We start from the raw sequence: 19,880 nt of genomic DNA, 5'->3' as shown, positions 1-19,880 counted from the left end.
GCGCTGCGGTGTGGAGGTCCAGGCTCATCGACGGTCCTTCTCGTCGGTCGGCGCGACCCGTCCGCGCGGGCTACGCCGGGGGATTACCGGCCTTCCGCGTGGACGCGCCGGGGGGTCACCGGCCCGGCCGCGCGGGCGGCGCCGGGGCTTACCGGGCACCGCGGGTGGCGCCGACAGTCGCCTGTCGACGCCACCCGCGGTCGGTTCGGCCGGTCACTTACCGGCGGCCTCGCCGTTCTTCAGCGCTGCCTGCCACTGCTCGGCGGCGGGCTTGCCCTGCTCGACGGCGCGCAGGGTGTTCTCCACGGCGGTGCGGACCGCCTGGTTCTTCGGGCCGAGGTAGACCGGCTTCAGCTCGCTCGCACCGGCGGCGAAGATCTTGCCGACCGGGGCGTTGGTGAAGTATGCGTTGGTCGAGTCGGCGACGGCCGGGTCGGCCAGGGCCTGCGGCGACGAGGGCAGGTTGCCGACCTTCTTGAACGCCTCGGTCTGGCCCTTGGCGCTGGTCAGGAACTTCACCAGCTCCGCGGCCTCCTTGGCGTGCTTGCTGGACTTCGGCACGGCCAGGAAGGAACCGCCCCAGTTGCCGCCGTTGCCGGGGGCCTTCGCGACGTCCCACTTGCCGGCCGCCGCGTCACCGGCCTGGCCCTTGATGACGCCGGTCATCCAGGCGGGGCAGGCGATGGTGGCGAAGGTGCCGTTCTTGAAGCCGGCGTTCCACTCGTTCGAGAACGACTGGAGGTTGTTCGACAGGCCGGCGGCGATCATCTTGGTGGTGAGGTCGTACGCGGTCCGCACGTCCGGGTTCTCGCCGATGACCAGCTTGTTGCTCTTGTCGTAGTAGGTGTAGCCGGTGCCGTTGCCCGCGGTCTGCATCAGCACGACGTTGTAGAAGTTGGTCGCCGAGTCGACGAACTTGTGCTTCTTGTCGGCGGCGACGAACTTCTGGCCGGCGGCGATGAACTGGTCCCAGGTCGGCCAGAGCGCGCCGACCTCTTCGCGGTCCGTCGGCAGGCCGGCGGCCTTGAACAGGTCACTGCGGTAGCACAGCGCCATCGAGCCGACGTCGGTGCCGAGGCCGAGGACCGTCCCGTCCGGGGTGGTGCCCTGCTCCCACTTCCACGGCAGGAAGTTGCTCTTGAGGTCGTTCGCGCCGTGGTCGGCCAGGTTCACGAACTTGCCGGCCTGGCCGTAGAACTGGACGATCGTGCCCTCCTCGAGGGCCACCACGTCACCGGCGCCGGCACCGGCGGTGATCTGCTGGGTGAGGCGGGTGTTGTAGTCACCGAGGCCGAGGCCCTTGCCCCGCTCCTGGATCTTGATGTTCGGGTGCTCCGACTCGAACTGCTTGTAGAGCTCGTCGTAGCCGAAGCCCTGGTCGCCGAAGACGTCGACGACGAGGGTGATCGGGCCGTCGCTGCTGTTCGAGTCCGAGTCGTCACTGCCGCAGGCAGAAGTGGTGGCGATCATCGCGACGGACGCGAGCGCGATGGCCGCGAGCCGCCGGCGACGGATTGGGACGCTCATCCGAGACCCCTCTTTCGGTGGTGAGGCTGTGTCATGTGGTGGGGGTGCTGTGCAGGCGCTCACGGCCGACGGCCGGAGCCCACGGTCGACGCCCGGCGGGGTGACGGAAAGAGATCCGCAACACAGGCCGGGAGCGCTCCCATGAGACTGGAGGAGAGTCCCGGAGGTGTCAATAACCCAATGGGAGCGTTCCCAGATCGTTACCGCCGTGTGTCAGACCGTCGCTTCAGGCCGCTCAATGAGGCATTGCGGTGACACAGCGGCATCACGTCACCCCCGACCGCGCCCTGTCCGCGACATCGCGGCGTCCCGCTGACGGCGCACGCGTGGAGGCGTCGACTTCGCTGGCGGCGCGCCGGCACGGACGGCCGCGCCCGACTCACGGCCGGCTGCGTCCCGGCACGGGGCTGCCGCGTCTCGACCTTCAACCGACTGGGGTTCGCCGGCGCCGGCGATCCCATCTCCGATCCGCGGCCCGCTACGGCATGTCCGCGACATGGGAGCGTTCCGCGCGTCGGCCATCCCGGTGGAATGCGCACCGACCCACGGTCGTTACACCTGGACCCGCCACCACCAGCCACCCCCTCCTGCCGTTGTTCGGGCGCCTCGACGTGGTGCACACACCCACCCCTCCCGGGTAGGTGTCGACCCCCGATTGGAGTCACCCCCATGAACACGACGATCCTGCGCAACAGCATCCTCGGCATCGCCGGCCTCGCCTTCGCCAGCGGCCTCGCCGCCGGCCCCCTGCACCACACCGACACCACCACCACCCACACCCGCCCCGCCGCCGTCCAGGCCGACAAGACAAACGGCGTGGACACCACCAAGCTCATCCCCCACGGCGTACAGGGCACCCAGTCCCACATCGACCTCAACGCCGAACAGACCGCCAACGTCAAGGCCATCATCGCCGCCACGAAGAAGACCGGCCTCGACGAACGAGCCGCGGTGATCTCCATCGGCACCGCCCTGCAGGAGTCGAAGCTGGAAAACCTGGGCCACCTCGGCGACCGCAACGACCACGACTCCCTCGGCCTGTTCCAACAACGCCCCTCCAGCGGCTGGGGCACCCCCGAACAGATCACCAACCCCGAATACGCCACCACCGCGTTCCTCAAGGGCCTACGCCAGGTCGACGGCTGGCAGAACATGCCCCTGACCGACGCCGCCCAGACCGTCCAGGTCTCGGCCTACCCCGACGCATACGCCCAATGGGAACAGCAGGCCGCCGACCTCGTCGCCCAGCACTGGAACAACTGACCCACACCCACAGACACGCACAGACACCCACGCACAGACACGCCACCGGCCGGGCCCCCACACAGGGGACCCGGCCGGCCGGCACCCCAGGTCCTTGCACTGCTCCCTGGCGTGGGTGTCAGCAGAGGTGGCGGAGGAGGGTGGCGGCGCGGGCCGAGTCGAAGGCGTCCGGGTCGTACCCGTCGCCGGCCCAGTCCCGCAGCCTCCGGTGCTCGGGGTGCTCCGGGTCGGCGAGCGCCGCCAGCAGCACCTGGTGCCCGGCCGGGCCGCCGGCGTCCTCCGGTGGGCAGGCCCGCTCGCCGGCCTGGCAGGTCGGGTACCGCTCGTCCGGGTCGGCGGTGAAGGCGTCCTCGACCAGGAGGTCGTGCTCCCACCAGTCGCCGAAGTCGTAGGTGTAGTGGAAGCGGCTGCCCTTGCCGAGCACCGCGTCCAGCCGGATGTCCAGCTCGTCGCGCACGGTCAGTTCCCCGTCCGGGTCGGGCTGGCCGTACTGCGTGCCGTCGATTTCAAACGAGTGCAGGTGGCAGTCGCGCCAGCCCATCGCGTGCTGCACGACCCGGTGCAGCCGGTCCAGCGTGTACCCGGCGGGGACCAGCACCCGCCGCCAGACCGGGGGGTGGACCCCGACGAGGGACACCTTCAGCTGGAAGATCTGACGTGGCATGTGCTGCCCCCTCCCTCCACGACATAGGCTGCCGGCATGATCTGCCGAGCCTGCCGGGAACGGCGGCACGACGAATGTCCGGGCCGGAAGTGGTGCGACTGCCAGCACCGTACCCCCGAACCCACCCCTCCGGTCACGGGTCCGGCCGGCGAATGAGCGCCGAGGCTCCGATTTCCCGTCTCTGGCCGGCCCCGTCGGCCGGACTGGACGACGCGGAGCTGACCGCGCTGTACGGCCGGGCGGACCGGCCCCACCTGCGGGTGAACTTCGTGACCAGCGTCGACGGCGCGGTTTCGCTCGACGGCTACTCCGCCGGGCTGTCCGGTGAGCCGGACAAGCGGGTCTTCGGCCTGCTGCGGATGCTCTGCGACGGGCTGCTGGTGGCCGCCGGGACGCTGCGGCACGAGGGGTACCGCGCGGTGCGGCTCGACGCGCCACGCCGGGCCTGGCGGCGCGAGCACGGGCTGGCCGAGTATCCGACCCTGGTGGTGGTCTCCGGCTCGCTGGACCTGGATCCGGCGCAGGCGGCCTTCGCCGACGCGCCGGTGCGGCCGGTGGTGCTCACCCACGCCGCGGCCGAGGCGCCACCGCGTCTGGCCGAGGTGGCCGAGCTGGTGCGCTGCGGAGCCGACCGGGTAAATCTCGCCGCCGGGCTCGCCGAGCTGCGCCGGCGCGGCCTCGGGCAGGTGCTCTGCGAGGGCGGCCCGCACCTGTTCGGCGCGCTCACCGCCGCCGATTTGGTCGACGAGGTCTGCCTCACCGTCGCACCGCTGCTCGCCGGGGGCGGCCCGGGGCGGATCGCCGCGGGGCCCGCCGGCGGGCACCGGGAGCTGTCGCTGCGGCACGTGCTGGCCGCCGGTGGCGCGCTGATGCTCCGCTACACCCGCGACGCCGCCCCGGCCCCGCCGACCGCCAGTTCCTAGGCGGGGCGACCGCGCGGGGCGGGCCGTCGCCGTAGGTCACGCAGCAGCTCGATGGATGCCGACGTCGCTGTTGTGCCGAGCAACCGCTTCCTGTCATGCCGGCGGCCAGAACTTCCTCGACACCGTACGCGTTCGGAAGAACGCGACCAGTGATGCCCGGGCGGGCGGCGGCGTGGCGTCCGCCGCGTCGCGTGGCAACCTGTCACATCCCTCGGGCAGGATGCTCCTCGTGTGCCGTGACCGAGACGACCAGCTGACGGGAGCGGGCCGATGAACGAGCGCCTGCCGATCACCGACGACGGGTCCGAAGGCCCCGGCGAGGGGGTCGGTCGCGTGCTCGGCACCGCCGACGCCACCCCGCTGACATTCTGGACGGCCGTGGCCCCCGGCAGCTATCTCCAGCTCGACGACGTGGTGGTGACCCGGCGAGAAATGCCCGACCGGGAGCCGGTGACCATCGCCGGGGTGGTCACCCAGGTGCGGGCTCGGCACGAGGGGGCCCAGTTCGACTCGGACGTCTTCGCCATCGCCGACGGCACCCTGCCGGCGATGGTGCAGGAGGCCGCCGAGATCACCACGACCCGGGTCGACCCGGAGGTCTACGTCCCGCCGACGCCGGGGGCGGTGGTGCACCGCGCCGAGGGCGACGCGCGGGCCCGGGCGCTGCACTTCGACCGGATGGAACGGCGGATCCCGATGGGGATGGGCCGCGACGGGGTGCCGGTCTACCTCAACGCCGACTTCCTCGACGGCACCCGGGGCGCGCACGTCTCCATCTCCGGCATCTCCGGGGTGGCCACCAAGACCAGCTTCGCCACGTTCCTGCTCTACTCGGTCTTCCGCTCCGGCGTTCTCGGCGGTGACGCGGTCAACGCCAAGGCGCTGATCTTCAACGTCAAGGGCGAGGACCTGCTGTTCCTCGACCACCCCAACACCCGCCTCGACGACGCCACCCGCGCCGGCTACGCCAAGCTCGGGCTGAGCGCCGGGGCGTTTCCCGACGTGCGGGTGTACGCCCCGCCCCGGGTCGGCGACTCCTCCGGCACCCCCGACGTGAGCAGCCGGCTGACCGGGGTGGACAGCTTCTACTGGACGCTGAGCGAGTTCTGCGCCGACCGCCTCCTGCCGTACGTCTTCGCCGACGCCGACGACGAGCGCCAGCAGTACACGATGGTCGTCCACTCGGTCGCCGCCCACCTGGCCCGCTACGCCCAGCCCGCCGACGGCGGGGTGAGCGTCGACGGGGTACGCCTCGGGTCGTACACCGACCTGGTCGACCACATCGTCGAGCAGCTCAACGACGACGAGACCCGCGGCGACTGGGCGGGCAGCGCCGTCGGGCTGGGCACGGTCAACGCGTTCGCCCGGCGGCTGATCGGCAGCAAGAAGGACCTGGCCCGGCTGATCCGGGGCGACCTGGCCACCCGCCGCCCGCACTCGATCAACACCAGCGAGTCCGCGCAGGTGACCGTGGTCGACCTGCACAACCTGCCCGACCGGGCGCAGCGGTTCGTGGTCGGCGTGACGCTCAAGAGCGAGTTCGAGCGCAAGGAGAAGGCGGGCACGGCCAAGCCGCTGCTCTTCGTCGTCCTCGACGAGCTGAACAAGTACGCCCCCAGGGAGGGCTCCTCCCCCATCAAGGAGGTGCTGCTCGACATCGCCGAGCGGGGCCGCTCGCTCGGGGTGATCCTGGTCGGCGCGCAGCAGACGGCGAGCGAGGTGGAACGGCGGATCGTCACCAACTCGGCGATCCGGGTGGTCGGCCGGCTCGATCCGGCCGAGGCGTCCCGCCCGGAGTACGGCTTCCTGCCGCCGGCTCAGCGCCAGCGGGCACTGCTGGCCAAGCCAGGCACGATGTTCGTCAACCAGCCGGACATCCCGGTCCCACTATGCCTGGAGTTTCCCTTCCCGGCGTGGGCCACCCGGGTCTCCGAGGCCGGCCGGGCGCCCTCGGAGACGCTACGGTCGATCACCGGGGCGGCCGATCCGTTCGCGGTGGTCGGCTCCGGCGGCGGCACGAGCGACGACGACATCCCGTTCTAGGGGGCACCGGGCCATGAAGATCCTGCACACCTCGGACTGGCACGTCGGCAAGGTGCTCAAGGGGCAGTCCCGGGCCGAGGAGCACAAGCAGGTCCTCGCCGGGGTGATCGACGTCGCCCGCGCCGAGCAACCCGACCTGGTGATCGTCGCCGGCGACCTGTACGACACGGCCGCGCCCACCCCGGAGGCGACCCGGCTGGTCACCCGGGCGCTGACCGCGCTGCGTCGCACCGGCGCCGACGTGGTGGCCATCGGCGGCAACCACGACAACGGCCAGGCCCTCGACGCGCTGCGGCCGTGGGCCGAGGCCGCCGGCATCACCCTGCGCGGCGGCGTGCGGGACAACCCGGACGAGCACGTCATCGACGGCACGACGGCCGGCGGAGAGCGGTGGCGGGTGGCCGCGCTGCCGTTTCTGTCCCAGCGGTACGCCGTGCGGGCCGTCGAGATGTACGAGCTGACCGCCGCCGAGGCCACCCAGACGTACGCCGACCACCTGGGCCGGGTGCTCGGCCGGCTCACCGAGGGCTTCGCCGAGCCCGACCGGGTGCACCTGGTCACCGCCCACCTCACCGTGGTCGGGGCGGCCACCGGCGGCGGCGAGCGGGACGCGCACACCGTCCTCGGGTACGCCGTGCCGGCGACGGTGTTCCCGGGCACCGCGCACTACGTTGCGCTGGGCCACCTGCACCGCTCGCAGCGGGTTTCCGGCCCCTGCCCGATCCGGTACAGCGGCAGCCCTCTCGCCGTGGACTTCGGCGAGCAGGAGAACGTCCCTTCGGTGACGATCGTCGAGGTGACCGCGACCAGCGCGGCGCGCATCCGGGAGGTGCCGGTGCCGGCGGCGGTGCCGCTGCGCACGGTGCGGGGCACTCTGGACCAGCTCGCCGAGATCGCCCCGCCGGACGGCTGGCTGCGGGTGTTCGTCCGGGAGCAGCCCCGGGCCGGGCTGCGCGAACAGGTGCAGGAGCTGCTACCGCGGGCCCTGGAGATCCGGATCGACCCGGAGATGGTGCCGGCCCCCGGCAGCGGCGCCCGCACCGCCCAGCGGGCCGGCCGCTCCCCCCGGGAGCTGTTCGCCGACTATCTCGACAGCCGGGGGCACGGCGACTCCGACGTCCGGGAGTTGTTCGACGAGCTCATCGAGGAGGTGGACCGCTGATGCGCCCGATGCGGCTGGACATGGCGGGCTTCACCGTCTTCCGCGACGAGACCACCGTGGACTTCACCGACGCCGACTTCTTCGCCCTCGTCGGCCCGACCGGCTCCGGCAAGTCGACGGTGCTGGACGCCATCTGCTTCGCCCTCTACGGCACGGTGCCCCGCTGGGGCGGGACGCGGGGGCTGGGCAACGCGCTCGCCCCGTCCGCCACCGAGGCGCGGGTCCGGCTGGTCTTCGAGTCCGCCGGGGACCGCTACGTGGCGACCCGGGTGGTCCGCCGTGACGGCCGGGGCAACGTCAAGACCGCCAACGCCGGGTTGCAGCTCATGCCGGCCGGGTTCGACGTGACCAAGCTGGACACCGGGCTCAGCCCGGAGGACCTGGGCGAGGTGGTCGCCGGCACCCCGGCCGAGATGGACCGGGCCGTGCTGGAGGCGGTTGGGCTGCCGTACGAGCAGTTCACCAGTTGCGTGGTGCTGCCGCAGGGGCAGTTCGCCGATTTCCTGCACGCCCGGCCCGCCACCCGGCAGCAGATCCTGGTGAACCTGCTCGGCCTCGGCGTCTACGAGGAGGTGCAGCGGCGGGCCACCGAGCGGGCCGGGCAGGCCGAGGCGAAGCTGGAGGCGGTCGACCGGATGCTCGGCGGGCTCGCCGACGTCGACGACGCGGCGCTGGCCGAGGCGCAGGCCGACATCGGGCGGGCGCACGAGCTGGCGGAGACGGTCGCGGCGGCCGTACCGGAGCGGGATCGGGCCCGGGCGGCGGCGCGGGACGCGCACGCGGCGCTGGCCGCCCTCGACGCCGAGCTGGCCGTGCTCGACGCGGTGCGCGCGCCGGCCGGGGTGGCCGAGGTGGCCCGGGTGGTGGCCGACGCGCGGGCCGAGCAGGCCGAGGCGGCGGGCGCGGTGACGCTGGCCGAGGAGCGAGAGGAGAAGCTGCGCGGTGAGCTGGCCGGCGCGGGCGACGAGAGCGCGTTGCGGCTGCTGCTGAAGGCGCACGCCGACCGGGACCGGCTCGCCGGGCACGCCGCGTCGGTGGCCACGGCGGTGACGGCCGCCGAGGCCGAACACGACGCGGCGGTGGCCGCGCTGGCGCAGGCGCGGGCGGTGGCCGAGCGGGCCGAGGCGGAGCTGGAGGCGGCGTTCCGGGCGCACGAGGAGGCCAAGGCCACCGACCAGGCGGCGGCGCTGCGGGCGCACCTGGTCGACGGGGCGGCCTGCCCGGTCTGCGAGCAGGTGGTGCCCCGGGTGCCCGCCGTGCCGACCGGTTCGGCGGTGGCGCGGGCCACCGCCGAGGGGAAGGCGGCCCGGGCGGCGGCCCAGGCGGCGCAGCGGGTGGTGCAGGAGCGCGACGCGGCGGCGCGGGACCTGGAGCGGGTGCTGCTGCGGACCCGCGCCGAGCACGACCAGCTCCGGGGGCGGCTGGCCGAGCTGGACGAGCAACTCGCCGATGCCGCCGCCCCGGCGGCGCTGCGGCACGACCTGGCCGAGCACGCCCGGCTGCGCAGGGCCCTCGACGAGGCGGCGGGCGCGGTCCGACTGGGGCGGGACGCCGCCCGGCGGGCCCGGGGGGCGCTCGACGGGGCCGAGGAGCGGCTGCGCGCCGCGTGGCGGGACTTCGACGCGACCCGCGACGGCCTGGCCCGGTTCGGCCCGCCTGCCGCCGACCGGGACGACGTCGCCGCGGCCTGGGCGGCGCTGGCCGGGTGGGCCGACGGGGAGGCGGCGCGGCGGCGCGCGGACCGGTCGGGGCTGGCCGAGGCGGTCGCCGGGGCGGAGGCCGCCGAGGCGGCCGTCCAGGAGCGGATCGCGGGCGTCTTCGCCGCCGCCGGGTTGGCTGCCGGGGACGACCCGGTGCGGGCGGCCACCGTCGCGGTGGAGCGCGCCGAGGCCGCCCACCGGCGGCTGGTGGAGCGCCGCGAACAGGCCGCCGAGCTGCGCGAACAGCTGGCCGGGCACGAGCGGCAGGCCCGGGTCGCCCGCGCCCTGGCCGGACACCTACGGGCCAACAACTTCGAGCGCTGGCTGCTCGCCGAGGCGCTGGACCTGCTGGTCGACGGCGCGTCGGGGATCCTGCGCGAGCTGTCGGGTGGCCAGTACGACCTGGTGCACGACAAGGGCGAGTTCTTCGTCGTCGACCACCACGACGCCGGGCTGCGGCGCGGGGTGCGCACCCTGAGCGGCGGTGAGACGTTCCAGGCGTCGCTGGCTCTGGCCCTGGCGCTGTCGGAGCAGCTCGCCGGGATGTCCACCACGGCGGCGACCCTGGAGTCGATCGTCCTGGACGAGGGGTTCGGCACCCTGGACACGGCCACACTGGACACGGTGGCGGCCACCCTGGAGAGCCTGGCCGCCCGGGGCGACCGGATGGTGGGTGTGGTCACCCACGTGCCGGCGCTGGCCGAACGCATCCCGGTCCGGTTCGAGGTCAGCAAGGACGCCCGCACGGCCCGCGTGTTACGGACCGGCCGGTGACCGGCCCGGCGGGGCAGGAGCCACCACCCGGGGCACCGCCCGAGCTGTTCGTCGACACCTGGGACCCGGGCTACGGCGCGTCGTTCGAGGCGGTGCCGGGCGGGCCGGCGACGCCGAGCAGCCAGCAAATCGACGCAGACGTGGAACTGCCGGCGGTAAACTGGCGGGCCGTGGACGTCCGGCCCGGGGTGCGGGCGCCGGCCGTGGTGCTGCTGGTCGACGGGGTACGCCGGGTCGACGCGAGCGTGTGGACGGCCGAGGCCGACGGCGCGTCGTTCCCCGGCCTCGCCGCCTCGTACGCGGCCGGGGTGGTCCGCTGCGACCTGGAGCGGGGCGCCGCCCGGCTCGCCGGAACTCAGGTGCGTCGGGGCCTGTTCACCGCCAGCCCGTCGGCCCGGGAGGTGCGGGCCGGTACGGTGCGCTACCCGGTGCACCGGGTCGGCGGCACCGGCGAGCTGGCCAAGCTCCAGGCGGCCGTGCAGGGGCCGCTCACCGCGCTCGAGGTGGAGGTTTCCGGGGCGGCCCGGGTCGACGGGGACCTGCTGGTCGTCGACGGCCCGCTGCGCAGCCGCCGGCAGCTTCCCCGCGCGCTCGGGTACGTCAAGACCCAGCACAGCCAGTACCTCGACGCCCGACTGACCGCCGTGGTCACCGGGCTGCGGGCCGGCCAGCGGTCCCCGGTGTTCAAGCTCGGCACGGCCTGGGGCGGGTACTCCTGGTACTTGCGGCTGCCGGTGGCCGCCGGCGCGCCGTGGGCCGGCATCGTGCGGGTGGAGTGCTCGGCCGAGCTGGCCGAGGAGGAGGCGATCGCCCTGGCCGACCTGTCGCTGGTCACCCTCCCCCGGTTCGCGTCCACCCCGTACAAGGACCCGCGCGCCCCGCAGAACCTCATCCCGATCGCCGGCCTGGAGCGCCGCCTGCGGGCGCTGCTCGGCGACGCCCGCCTGCTGCACCGGGCGCTGACCGCCGCGGCCCGGGGTCGCGGGCCACGCCGATGACGACCGGGTCCGCCGCGACGTCGGCTCCGGCGGGCGGTCGCTGATGGGCCGCCGCCGGGGCGCGGACCGGGTGACCGCGCGGGTCGACACCGGCGAGGCCGAGCTGGTCCCGGACGCCGACCGGCCGGGGTCGTTCACCCTGCTGCTCGACGGCGCGCCGCAGTCACATGTGGACCTCGCCGACCCCACCCATCTGGAGTTCGAGTACGTCCGGCGGCTGGCCGCCGCCCTCGACCTGATCGCACCGGCAGGTGCCCCGCTGCGGGTGCTGCACCTCGGCGGCGGTGCGCTCACCCTGCCCCGGTACGTGCAGGCCACCCGCCCCGGCTCCACCCAGCGGGTGTCCGAGGTGGACGCCGCCCTGGTCGACCTGGTCCGCCGCGAGCTGCCCTGGCCGGCCGACCCCCGGCTGCGGGTGCGGGTCGCCGACGCGCGGGCCACCCTGGCGTCCAGCCGGGATGCCGGCTACGACGTGGTGGTCGCCGACGTCTTCGCGGGTGCCCGCACCCCGGCACACCTGACCAGCGTGGAGTACGCGACCGAGGTGGCCCGGGTGCTGCGCGCGAACGGCTGGTACCTGGCCAACGTCGCCGACGGTCCGCCGCTGCGGTACGCCCGCGCCCAGGTCGCCACGGTGCGCGCGGTGCTGCCGCGGGCCTGCCTGATCGGCGACGCGGCGGTGCTGCGCGGGCGGCGCTACGGCAACCTGGTGCTGGTCGCGGGCCGGTTGCCCCCGCCGGTGCCGGAGTTGACCCGGCGGGCGGCCGGGGACTGGTTCCCGGGCCGGGTGCTGGCCGGCGACGAGCTGGACCGGTTCGCCGGCGGGGCCGCCGTGGTACGCGACGCCGACGCCACCGACTCCACTCCACCCCCGCCGGGAATTTTTTCGGTCCGCCGTTGATCCGCTGGGGAGTCTGGTGCGTATCACCAGGCGGCCATGCCCGTGGGGGGTCGGGCTGATGTCATCGGACACCCGGAGGTCTGCATGCATGCGGTGGCGGCCGGCTGGCACGGCGACGCGGTGAGGGCGGACTGGATGTCCGCCCGCGCGCAGCCGCAGTCCCGCGCGTCCAGGTCGACCCGGGGGGTCGACGTGCACCCCGTCGACAGCCAGAATGGCCCGGTGTCTCCGCGACCAGCACCCGGGCGGCACCAGGCCGTGTCCACTGAGACCAGCCACTCGGACCAGTTGATCCGGCTGCTCTACGCCGAGCACGCCGGGCCGCTGCTGGCGTTCGTCATGCGGCTCACCGGCGGGGACCGGCAACGCGCCGAGGACATCGTGCAGGAGACACTGCTGCGGGCCTGGCGCAACGCCCACCGCCTCGGCGCGCAGGGGCAGGGCTCGTTGCGGCCCTGGCTGGTGACGGTGGCCCGGCGGATCGCCATCGACGAGCACCGCAGCGAACAGGCCCGCCCGGCCGAGACGTACGACCGGGACCTGACGGCCTTCGCCGAGTCGGACAGCACCGACCGGGTGCTGCGCACGATGACGGTGGCGGACGCGCTGCGTACGCTGAGTCAGTCGCACCGAGAGATCCTGGTGGCGACGTACTTCCGGGGCCGGACGGTGCCGGAGGCCGCGGAGGAGCTGGGCCTACCGCTCGGCACCGCCAAGTCGCGGGTCTACTACGCCCTGCGCGCGCTGCGCACGGCCCTGCAGGAGAGGGGGGTGACGGAATGAGCCGGGCAGATCACATGGACGTCGCCGCGTACGCGCTGGGCGTGCTGGACGAGCACGACACCGAGCGGTTCGAGGAGCACCTCGCCACGTGCTGGGCGTGCGCCGCGGAGCTGGAGACGATGGTTCCCGTGGTGGGGCTGCTCTCCGACATCGACGGCGAGACGATGACCGCCCTGGAGCAGACCGCCACCGACCCGGCCCTGCTGGACCGGACGCTGGTCGCGGTCCGGGCACACCGGCGGCGGACCCGGTTCCGGCAGATGCTGGCCAGCGCCGCCGCCGTGGTGGTGTTCGGCGGGCTGACCGGGGTCGGCATCGCCAGCGTCGCCGGCGGTGACGCCCGGCCGCAGATCGGCGCGCAGCCGACGGTGTCCGCGCCGGTCGACGGCACGCCGAGCCCGGGGCGCAGCACCGACCCGAACGATCCGGGCACCGGCGGCAACGAGCAGGAGGGCGAGCCGTTCACGGCCGTCGACGCGAGCACCGGCGTCCAGCTCAACATGTGGCTGATCTCGAAGGACTTCGGCACCCGGATCGACTTCCAGCTCAAGCGGCTGCCGGGGCCGCGCACCTGCCGGTTGATGGTGGTCCGCAAGAACGACACCACCGAGGTCCTGTCGACCTGGTCGGTGCCCGGGGGCGGCTACGGCACCACCACCAATCCGTTACCGCTGGAGCTGAGCGGTGCCACCTCCGTGCCCAAGGACGACATCGCCAAGGTGGTGGTGCAGTCGGTGGACGTCAACGGGGTGGCCAGCCCGCTGGTGCAGGTACCGCTGTAGGAACGCGTACGCCGAATCGGCGTCGGCCGCTGTCGCGGCCGGTGCCGATTTTGCGTATTCGCAGCTCGCAGGGGATCGCCCGGCGGTACGCGCGGCGACCGGAAATGGTTCAACCAATAAAAGTGAAATTGACCACTGTTATTCCTTCAACCTTGACAGTCAGCCAGCCGTACTACTCGGCGAACTGCAAAGAATGAGGAGGGCACGTGGCACAGATGAAGCGGACCGTCATCGTCGCGAGCGCCATGGTCGCACTTACGGCCTGCGCTCCCGCAGGTTACGACGGGGCGAACTCGAGCGCGGCCGAGCCGGTCGCCGTCGCCGCGGCCGAACCCACTGCGGCAGTCGAGCCGGAGGCCTCGGCCTCCCCTGACGCGGCGGCCACCGAGGCCCCGGACGCCGCGCCGCCGGCCGACGTCGAGCTGACCGACCAGCTGATCGGCAAGACGGTCGCCCGGATGGGCAAGGTGGTCACCGACGAGGAGGGCTGGGTCCTCTACCGGTTCGACAAGGACTCCGACGACCCGCCGGCGTCGAACTGCGTGGACAAGTGCGCCGAGGTGTGGCCGCCCGCGCTGACCGACGGCAGCCCGCAGCTCAACGGCGTCTCCGACGACAAAGTCGGCACCATCACCAGGCAGGACGGCACGCGGCAGATCACCCTGGGCGGCTGGCCGCTGTACCGCTACATCGGCGACAAGAAGCCGGGCCAGTGGAAGGGCCAGGGCGTCAGCGGCACCTGGTTCGTCGCCCAGCCCGACGGCAAGAAGAACCTCGAGTGCCTGCCGACCGGCACCCCGAAGGCGGTCGCCCCGCCGTCGTCCGGCGACGCGGGCGCGGCGAACTCCGGCTACTCGTACTGAACCCCGACAGACCCGGTGGTCGGTCGTAGTCGGGGAGGGCACGACCGGCCACCGCCGTGAACCGGACCGGCGTACCGGCAACGCCGCGTCCCGGCCGCGGCGCCGGCCCCCCCGAAGGGGACGGGCCGGCGCCGCGATTCGCCGGACCCCCCGGAGCGGAGTAGGGCGGTGGGCGCGCTGACGCCAGCCACCGCGCCCACCGAGGTCCCCACCCCGCGCCCCTGGCCGATTCGGCCGCTCCGCTCCGGTAAGGCGGCACCGCCGACGCTCTCCGCGTCGGCGGTGCCGCGCTCTGCGCCGTGGTCGCCCCTGCTGCGGCCCGGCGCGGACGCGCCTCGGGCGGCGGGCCGGCCGTAGCCCGGTGGGGCCAAGCGACGGGCGACGGGCGTCGTGGCAGAGTGACAGGGGTGAGCGACCCCCCCGCCCGCCGGGTGCTGCGCCCGCCGGCCGGCTACCGGCTGGCGGCGTCGGTACGGCCGCTCACCTTCAGCACGTACGACCCGTGCGCCCGGATCACCGCCGGCACTTTCTGGTGGGCGGCCCGCACCCCCGCCGGCCCCGCCACGCTCGCGCTGCGCCCAGGCGGCGCCGGGCACCTGCTCGCCGAGGGGTACGGCCCGGGGGCCGACTGGGTCCTCGATCGGGCCGACGCCGTCGCCGGGCTCCGCGACGACCTCACCGGATTCGCCGAGCGGGCCGCCGCGCACCCGGTGGTGGCCCGGCTGGCCGCGCGGCACCCCGGGCTGCGGATGCCGGCCACCGGCCAGGTCTTTCCCCGGGTGCTGCGGGCGATCCTGGAGCAGAAGGTCACCGGCACGGAGGCCTACCGGGCGTACGCGGCGACCGTACGCCACTTCGGCGAGCCGGCACCCGGGCCGATGCAGCCGCTACTGCTGCCACCCGACCCGGCGGCGGTGGCCGCCGCAGCGTACTGGGTGTTCCACCCGTTCGGGGTGGAGCAGAAGCGGGCCGACACGTTGCGCCGGGCCGCCGCCGAGGCCGGACGGCTGGAACGCTGTACCGACGCCGCCGAGGCGACTCGCCGGCTGACCGCCGTGCCCGGCATCGGCCCGTGGACGGCCGCCGAGGTGGTGCGGATCGTGTACGGGGACCCGGACGCGGTCAGCGTCGGCGACTACCACGTGCCCAACACGGTGGCCTGGGCCCTGGCTGGCGAGCCGCGCGGCGACGACGCCCGGATGCTCGCGCTGCTGGAGCCGTTCCGGGGGCACCGTGGCCGGGTCTGCCTGCTGCTCGCCGCCGAGGGCGTGCAGGCCCCACGGTACGGGCCGCGGATGCCGATCCGCTCCTTCGCCCGGTACTGAACCGCCCGCGCCGGGCGACGGGACGTAGGTGAGCCCGGCCGCTCCGCCTGTGCGGCGAGCGGGTGGACGCGGCCGGGGATCAGGCGGCCTCGTGCAGGTCGGCCAGGGTGAGCGGGGTTAGGCGGCGCAGCAGCTCCTCCAGCTCGGCGACCGTGCCGACCTCGCCGAGCACGCCCTTTCCGCCGCCGAAGCGGGCCGGATAGCGGCGCACCAGCCGGTACCGGTACCGGCCATGGATCAGCTCGACGCTGACCCGCCAGCGCCCGCAGCATCCGCAGGCCCACTCCCGCACCCAGCGAAACTAGCTCTGAGCTGGTGAAACACCATCCGGTCGCGGAGGCGGGGACGGGACGGGCGGGGACGAGACTCCCCGCCACCGCCGGTGATCTGCCTCACGACTGTCGGTGGCGTCTGGTTGACTGTCGCCGTGGACCTGCCGATCAACCCGCCGGTCGAGCCGATGCTGGCCAAGGCCGTCTCGCGACTGCCCACCGAGCCGGGCACGACGTACGAACCGAAGTGGGACGGCTTCCGCTGCATCGTGTTTCGCGACGGCGACGAGGTGGAGCTGGCCAGCCGGGGCGGCAAGACGATGACCCGCTACTTCCCGGAGGTGGTCGAGCAGGCCCTGCGGCAGCTCCCCGAGCGCTGCGCCGTCGACGGCGAGCTGATCGTGATCCGGCGGGACGGCCCGGGCGGGCAGCCCCGGCTCGACTTCGAACTGCTCGCCCAGCGCATCCACCCCGCCGCGTCCCGGGTGAAGCTGCTGGCCGAGACGACCCCCGCCGACTTCGTTGCCTTCGACCTGCTCGCCCTCGACGACGAGCTGTTGACCGACCAGCCGTATCCGCAGCGCCGGGCCCGCCTGGAGCGGGCCCTGGCCGGGGTGCGACCGCCGGTGCACGTCACCCAGGTCACCACCGACCTTGCCACGGCCCGCCGCTGGTTCGACGTGTTCGAGGGCGCCGGGCTCGACGGGCTGATCGCCAAGCCGGCCGACCTGCCGTACGAGCCGGGCAAGCGGCTGATGGCCAAGGTCAAGCACGCCCGCACCGCCGACGTGGTGGTCGCCGGTTTCCGCTGGCACAAGACCGGCCCGGTGGTCGGCTCGCTGCTGCTCGGCCTCTACGACGACGACGGCGTGCTGCACCACATCGGGGTCAGCTCCTCGTTCACCGCGACCCGCCGCAAGGAACTGCTGGACGAGCTGGAGCCGTACCGGGAGGCCGGCCCCGACCACCCGTGGGTGCACGGCGACCACGAACGCGGCCAGCGCATCCCCGGCGGGGTGAGCCGGTGGACGGGCACGAAGAACCTGGAGTGGGAGCCGCTGCGCCCGGAGCTGGTCGCCGAGGTGGGCTACGACGCGATGGAGGGTGACCGGCTGCGGCACACCGCCCGCTTCGTCCGCTGGCGGCCCGACCGCGACCCCCGCTCCTGCGGCTACGACCAGCTCGACCGCCCGATCCGCTACGACGTCGACCAGGTCCTGCGCGGCGATCCGGCGGCGACGGCCGAGCCCGCGCCGGGCCGGGCGTAGCCTGAGGCGTCGACACGATCACGAGAGGCGCGCGCCGGTGACCCGCATTCCCGACCGGATCCGCCGGGCCCGGCTGGCACTCGCCGGGCTCGTCGCGGCGGCCGTGGTCGCCGCCGGCTGCACCCTGCCGGCGTTCGCGCCGCGCACCGAGGGCGAGGGCCGGGCGGCACCGCCGGGCACCGCACCGACCTGGCGGGCCTGCCCGGAGGTCGCCGACGACCTCGTCGGCCGACGCGCACCCGACATGCGGTACGAGTGCACCCGCATCGCCGTGCCGCGCAGCTGGGGCACCGGCGGCGGCGCGACGACCGGGCCGGGCACCGGGGAGACCTTTGAGATCGCCCTGCTACGGGCCCGCTCGACGAAGCAGCGCGACCGGATCGGCTCCCTGGTGATCAACCCGGGCGGTCCGGGCGGCTCCGGGGTGGACACCGCCGTCTACCTCTCCTTCGGCCCGACGTTCGGCGGCCTGCCCCCGTCGGTCACCGAGCGGTTCGACATCGTCGGATTCGACCCACGCGGGGTGGCCCGGTCCAGCCCGGTGAAGTGCATCTCCGACGCCGACCTGGACGCCAGCTTCGGCTACGACCCGGACCCGGAGGCCCCGGCCTCCTTCGACGGCTTCGTCGCGCTCAACGAACGGATCGGGCGCGGCTGCGGCGACAAGTACGGCGACCAGCTTGCGCTCTACGGCACCGAGCAGGCCGCACGCGACATGGACGCGGTGCGCGCGGCGGTCGGCGACGAGAGGCTGACCTACCTCGGCTACTCCTACGGCACCCTGCTCGGCGCGACGTACGCCCAGCTCTACCCGCAGCGGGTGCGGGCCCTGGTGCTCGACGGCGCGGTCGACCCGACGCAGGACCTGGTGGCCGGCTCGGAGAGCCAGGCGAAGGGCTTCGAGCGGGCGTTCGACAACTTCACCCGGTGGTGCGCGGCCAATGCCGGGCGCTGCCCGCTCGCCCCGGACGCCCGGGCCGCGGTGACCTCGGCGATCGACAAGGCGAAAGTCTCCCCCGTCAGGGCGGCGGACGGCCGGGAGGCCACCTCCGGCTGGGTCTTCTACGCGGTCATCTCCTCGCTCTACACGGAGTCGGGCTGGCAGGAGCTGGCCCATGCCATCGAGCGGCTGGACGACGGCAACCCCGGCGAGGTGTTCCGGCTCGCCGACGCGTACGCCGGGCGGAACGCCGACGGGAGATACTCGAACCTCTTCGACGCGAACCTCGCGGTCAACTGCGCCGACGAGAAGGAGAAGCCGAGTGTGCAGCGCATCCGTCAACTCCAGTCGCAGTGGCGTCAGACGTATCCGCTGTTCGGGCCGGCCCTCGCCGTCGGCATGCTCGGCTGCGCCGAGTGGCCCGGCGGGCGGGACCCGTACCCGACGGGGAAGGCCGTCGGCGCGCCGCCCATCGTGGTGGTGGGCACCACCGGCGACCCCGCGACGCCGTACGAGCAGACCGCGAGGCTGGCCTCGATGCTGGGCGTGGGCCGGGTGCTGACCTGGGAGGGCGAGGGGCACACGGCGTATCCACAGACGAGCTGCGTGACCGACGCGGTCGACGCGTATCTGATCTCGCTGACGGTGCCCCGGGAAGGGCTGCGCTGTCCGGCCCGGTGACGCTCACCTGCGGAACCTGCGGGCGCGCCGCCAGGGCGGCGGGGGCGGCGTGGGTTCGGGTGGCAGGGCGATTCCCTGCCGGGCCGCCAACTCCTCCAGCAGGGCCCGCATCCGCCGCACGTCGGCCTTCAGCTCCTCCTGCTCGTCGTGCTCGAAGGCGTCGTCGTCCACGATCAACTGGCTGGCGAAGTGCGCGGTGATCAGCGGGATGACCAGCAGCACCATGGTCGAGATGAGCAGCGCCGCGAGGGCACGACCCGCTCCCGTGGTCGGGGAGATGTCGCCGTACCCGACGGTGGACGCCGTGACCACCGCCCACCAGACCGAGTCGGCGGCGCTCTTGTTCTCCACGTAGCTGTAGATCACCCCGGCGACCACGATCATCAACAGGTACGACGTGATCAGCGTCCGGGGCGAGTTGGCGAACCAGACCAGGCCCCGGTAGATCCAGCGGAACGGTTGCAGCAAAACGTCCATGCCGCATCATGCTGCCCGGTTGCGGCAACCCGCCGCCGGGACATCGCCGGCTGTCGCTGTGCCAGGCTGACGTCATGCGCACAGTGATCTTCCGGGAGGCGGTCCGGGCCGACCTGCCGGCCCTCGTCGCCCTGCTCGCCGACGACGTGCTGGGCCGGGCGCGTGACGTCGCCGAGGTCGACGACGCGTACGAGAGGGCCTTCGCGGACATCTCCGCCGACCCCCGCAACCATCTCGTCGTGGCCGACGACGGCGGGGTCGTCGTGGGCTGCATGCAGATCACCTACATCCCCGGCCTCGGCCGCCACGGCACCGAGCGGTCCCTCATCGAGGCGGTGCGGGTGCGCTCCGACCGCCGGGGGCAGGGGCTCGGCCGGGAGATGATCCGCTGGGCGATCGACCAGGCCGCGCGGCGCGGCTGCGGGCTGGTGCAGCTCACCACGGACAAGACCCGCGCCGACGCGCACCGCTTCTACCTCGGCCTCGGCTTCGTGGCCAGCCACGAGGGCATGAAGCTCGCCCTCTGACCATCCC

18 protein-coding genes are annotated in these 19,880 nt (G+C 73.9%); 14 read left to right on the top strand and 4 right to left on the bottom strand.

What is annotated here, in order from left to right:
- Positions 1-213: 213 nt before the first annotated feature.
- A complete protein-coding gene (locus tag E1258_RS15245) occupies positions 214-1,527 on the bottom strand; it encodes an ABC transporter substrate-binding protein (protein ID WP_132401189.1) in 1,314 nt (437 codons plus the stop codon).
- Between the two features lie 669 nt (positions 1,528-2,196).
- Between E1258_RS15245 and E1258_RS15240 the strand changes: the two genes are divergently transcribed.
- On the top strand, positions 2,197-2,790 hold the full coding sequence (locus E1258_RS15240; protein ID WP_132401186.1) for a hypothetical protein: 594 nt from the start codon (positions 2,197-2,199) through the stop codon (positions 2,788-2,790).
- Positions 2,791-2,908: 118 nt separating this feature from the next.
- On the opposite strand, the gene E1258_RS15235 is transcribed toward E1258_RS15240, so the two are convergent.
- Positions 2,909-3,454: a plasmid pRiA4b ORF-3 family protein gene (locus E1258_RS15235; RefSeq protein WP_132401183.1), complete on the bottom strand. Its 546-nt coding sequence runs from the start codon at positions 3,452-3,454 to the stop codon at positions 2,909-2,911.
- 152 nt (positions 3,455-3,606) lie between these two features.
- Between E1258_RS15235 and E1258_RS15230 the strand changes: the two genes are divergently transcribed.
- The 10 genes from E1258_RS15230 to E1258_RS15185 all read left to right on the top strand — a co-directional run bounded on the left by E1258_RS15230 (position 3,607) and on the right by E1258_RS15185 (position 15,708).
- Positions 3,607-4,377, top strand: coding sequence for a pyrimidine reductase family protein (locus E1258_RS15230; protein WP_132401180.1), 771 nt, complete (start codon positions 3,607-3,609; stop codon positions 4,375-4,377).
- Between the two features lie 288 nt (positions 4,378-4,665).
- Entirely contained in the window at positions 4,666-6,420 is a 1,755-nt protein-coding gene (locus E1258_RS15225; RefSeq protein ID WP_036377880.1) for an ATP-binding protein, read from the top strand.
- A gap of 13 nt (positions 6,421-6,433) precedes the next feature.
- Positions 6,434-7,582, top strand: coding sequence for an exonuclease SbcCD subunit D (locus E1258_RS15220; RefSeq protein WP_132401177.1), 1,149 nt, complete (start codon positions 6,434-6,436; stop codon positions 7,580-7,582).
- The gene (locus E1258_RS15215; RefSeq protein WP_132401174.1) at positions 7,582-10,056 is read left to right on the top strand and encodes an AAA family ATPase; all 2,475 of its coding nucleotides are present in this window, start codon (positions 7,582-7,584) and stop codon (positions 10,054-10,056) included. The genes E1258_RS15220 and E1258_RS15215 overlap by 1 nt, the downstream gene beginning before the upstream one ends.
- A 44-nt stretch (positions 10,057-10,100) precedes the next feature.
- Positions 10,101-11,054 (top strand): hypothetical protein, encoded by a 954-nt coding sequence (locus tag E1258_RS15210; protein ID WP_132401195.1) that lies wholly within the window; start codon positions 10,101-10,103, stop codon positions 11,052-11,054.
- 43 nt (positions 11,055-11,097) lie between these two features.
- On the top strand, positions 11,098-11,955 hold the full coding sequence (locus E1258_RS15205) for a spermidine synthase (RefSeq protein WP_132401171.1): 858 nt from the start codon (positions 11,098-11,100) through the stop codon (positions 11,953-11,955).
- A gap of 84 nt (positions 11,956-12,039) precedes the next feature.
- A complete protein-coding gene (locus E1258_RS15200; RefSeq protein ID WP_007075462.1) occupies positions 12,040-12,738 on the top strand; it encodes a sigma-70 family RNA polymerase sigma factor in 699 nt (232 codons plus the stop codon).
- Positions 12,735-13,520 (top strand): anti-sigma factor, encoded by a 786-nt coding sequence (locus tag E1258_RS15195; protein ID WP_132401168.1) that lies wholly within the window; start codon positions 12,735-12,737, stop codon positions 13,518-13,520. Before E1258_RS15200 ends, E1258_RS15195 begins: the two co-directional genes overlap by 4 nt.
- A 206-nt stretch (positions 13,521-13,726) precedes the next feature.
- Positions 13,727-14,383, top strand: coding sequence for a hypothetical protein (locus E1258_RS15190; protein WP_132401165.1), 657 nt, complete (start codon positions 13,727-13,729; stop codon positions 14,381-14,383).
- Positions 14,384-14,790: 407 nt separating this feature from the next.
- Positions 14,791-15,708 carry a DNA-3-methyladenine glycosylase gene (locus E1258_RS15185; RefSeq protein WP_371688619.1) on the top strand — a complete coding sequence of 306 codons (918 nt, stop codon included), beginning with the start codon at positions 14,791-14,793 and terminating at the stop codon, positions 15,706-15,708.
- A gap of 79 nt (positions 15,709-15,787) precedes the next feature.
- Here the strand turns inward: E1258_RS15185 and E1258_RS15180 are convergent, their stop codons facing one another.
- Entirely contained in the window at positions 15,788-16,000 is a 213-nt protein-coding gene (locus tag E1258_RS15180; RefSeq protein ID WP_132401159.1) for a hypothetical protein, read from the bottom strand.
- A 135-nt stretch (positions 16,001-16,135) separates the two neighbouring features.
- Between E1258_RS15180 and E1258_RS15175 the strand changes: the two genes are divergently transcribed.
- Together E1258_RS15175 and E1258_RS15170 are read left to right on the top strand one after the other, a co-directional pair.
- The gene (locus E1258_RS15175) at positions 16,136-17,248 is read left to right on the top strand and encodes an ATP-dependent DNA ligase (RefSeq protein WP_132401192.1); all 1,113 of its coding nucleotides are present in this window, start codon (positions 16,136-16,138) and stop codon (positions 17,246-17,248) included.
- Between the two features lie 58 nt (positions 17,249-17,306).
- The gene (locus tag E1258_RS15170; RefSeq protein WP_371688620.1) at positions 17,307-18,869 is read left to right on the top strand and encodes an alpha/beta hydrolase; all 1,563 of its coding nucleotides are present in this window, start codon (positions 17,307-17,309) and stop codon (positions 18,867-18,869) included.
- Between the two features lie 3 nt (positions 18,870-18,872).
- On the opposite strand, the gene E1258_RS35580 is transcribed toward E1258_RS15170, so the two are convergent.
- The gene (locus tag E1258_RS35580; protein WP_132401153.1) at positions 18,873-19,346 is read right to left on the bottom strand and encodes a potassium channel family protein; all 474 of its coding nucleotides are present in this window, start codon (positions 19,344-19,346) and stop codon (positions 18,873-18,875) included.
- Between the two features lie 74 nt (positions 19,347-19,420).
- Here E1258_RS35580 and E1258_RS15160 point away from each other — a divergent pair, with 74 nt between their 5' ends.
- Positions 19,421-19,873 (top strand): GNAT family N-acetyltransferase, encoded by a 453-nt coding sequence (locus E1258_RS15160; protein WP_132401150.1) that lies wholly within the window; start codon positions 19,421-19,423, stop codon positions 19,871-19,873.
- The last annotated feature ends 7 nt before the right edge of the window (positions 19,874-19,880 follow it).

This window comes from Micromonospora sp. KC207 (assembly GCF_004348615.1).
Taxonomy (GTDB): Bacteria; Actinomycetota; Actinomycetes; order Mycobacteriales; family Micromonosporaceae; genus Micromonospora.
Note: the sequence above shows the minus strand (reverse complement) of the source record. Positions and strands in the feature narration are given on the sequence as shown.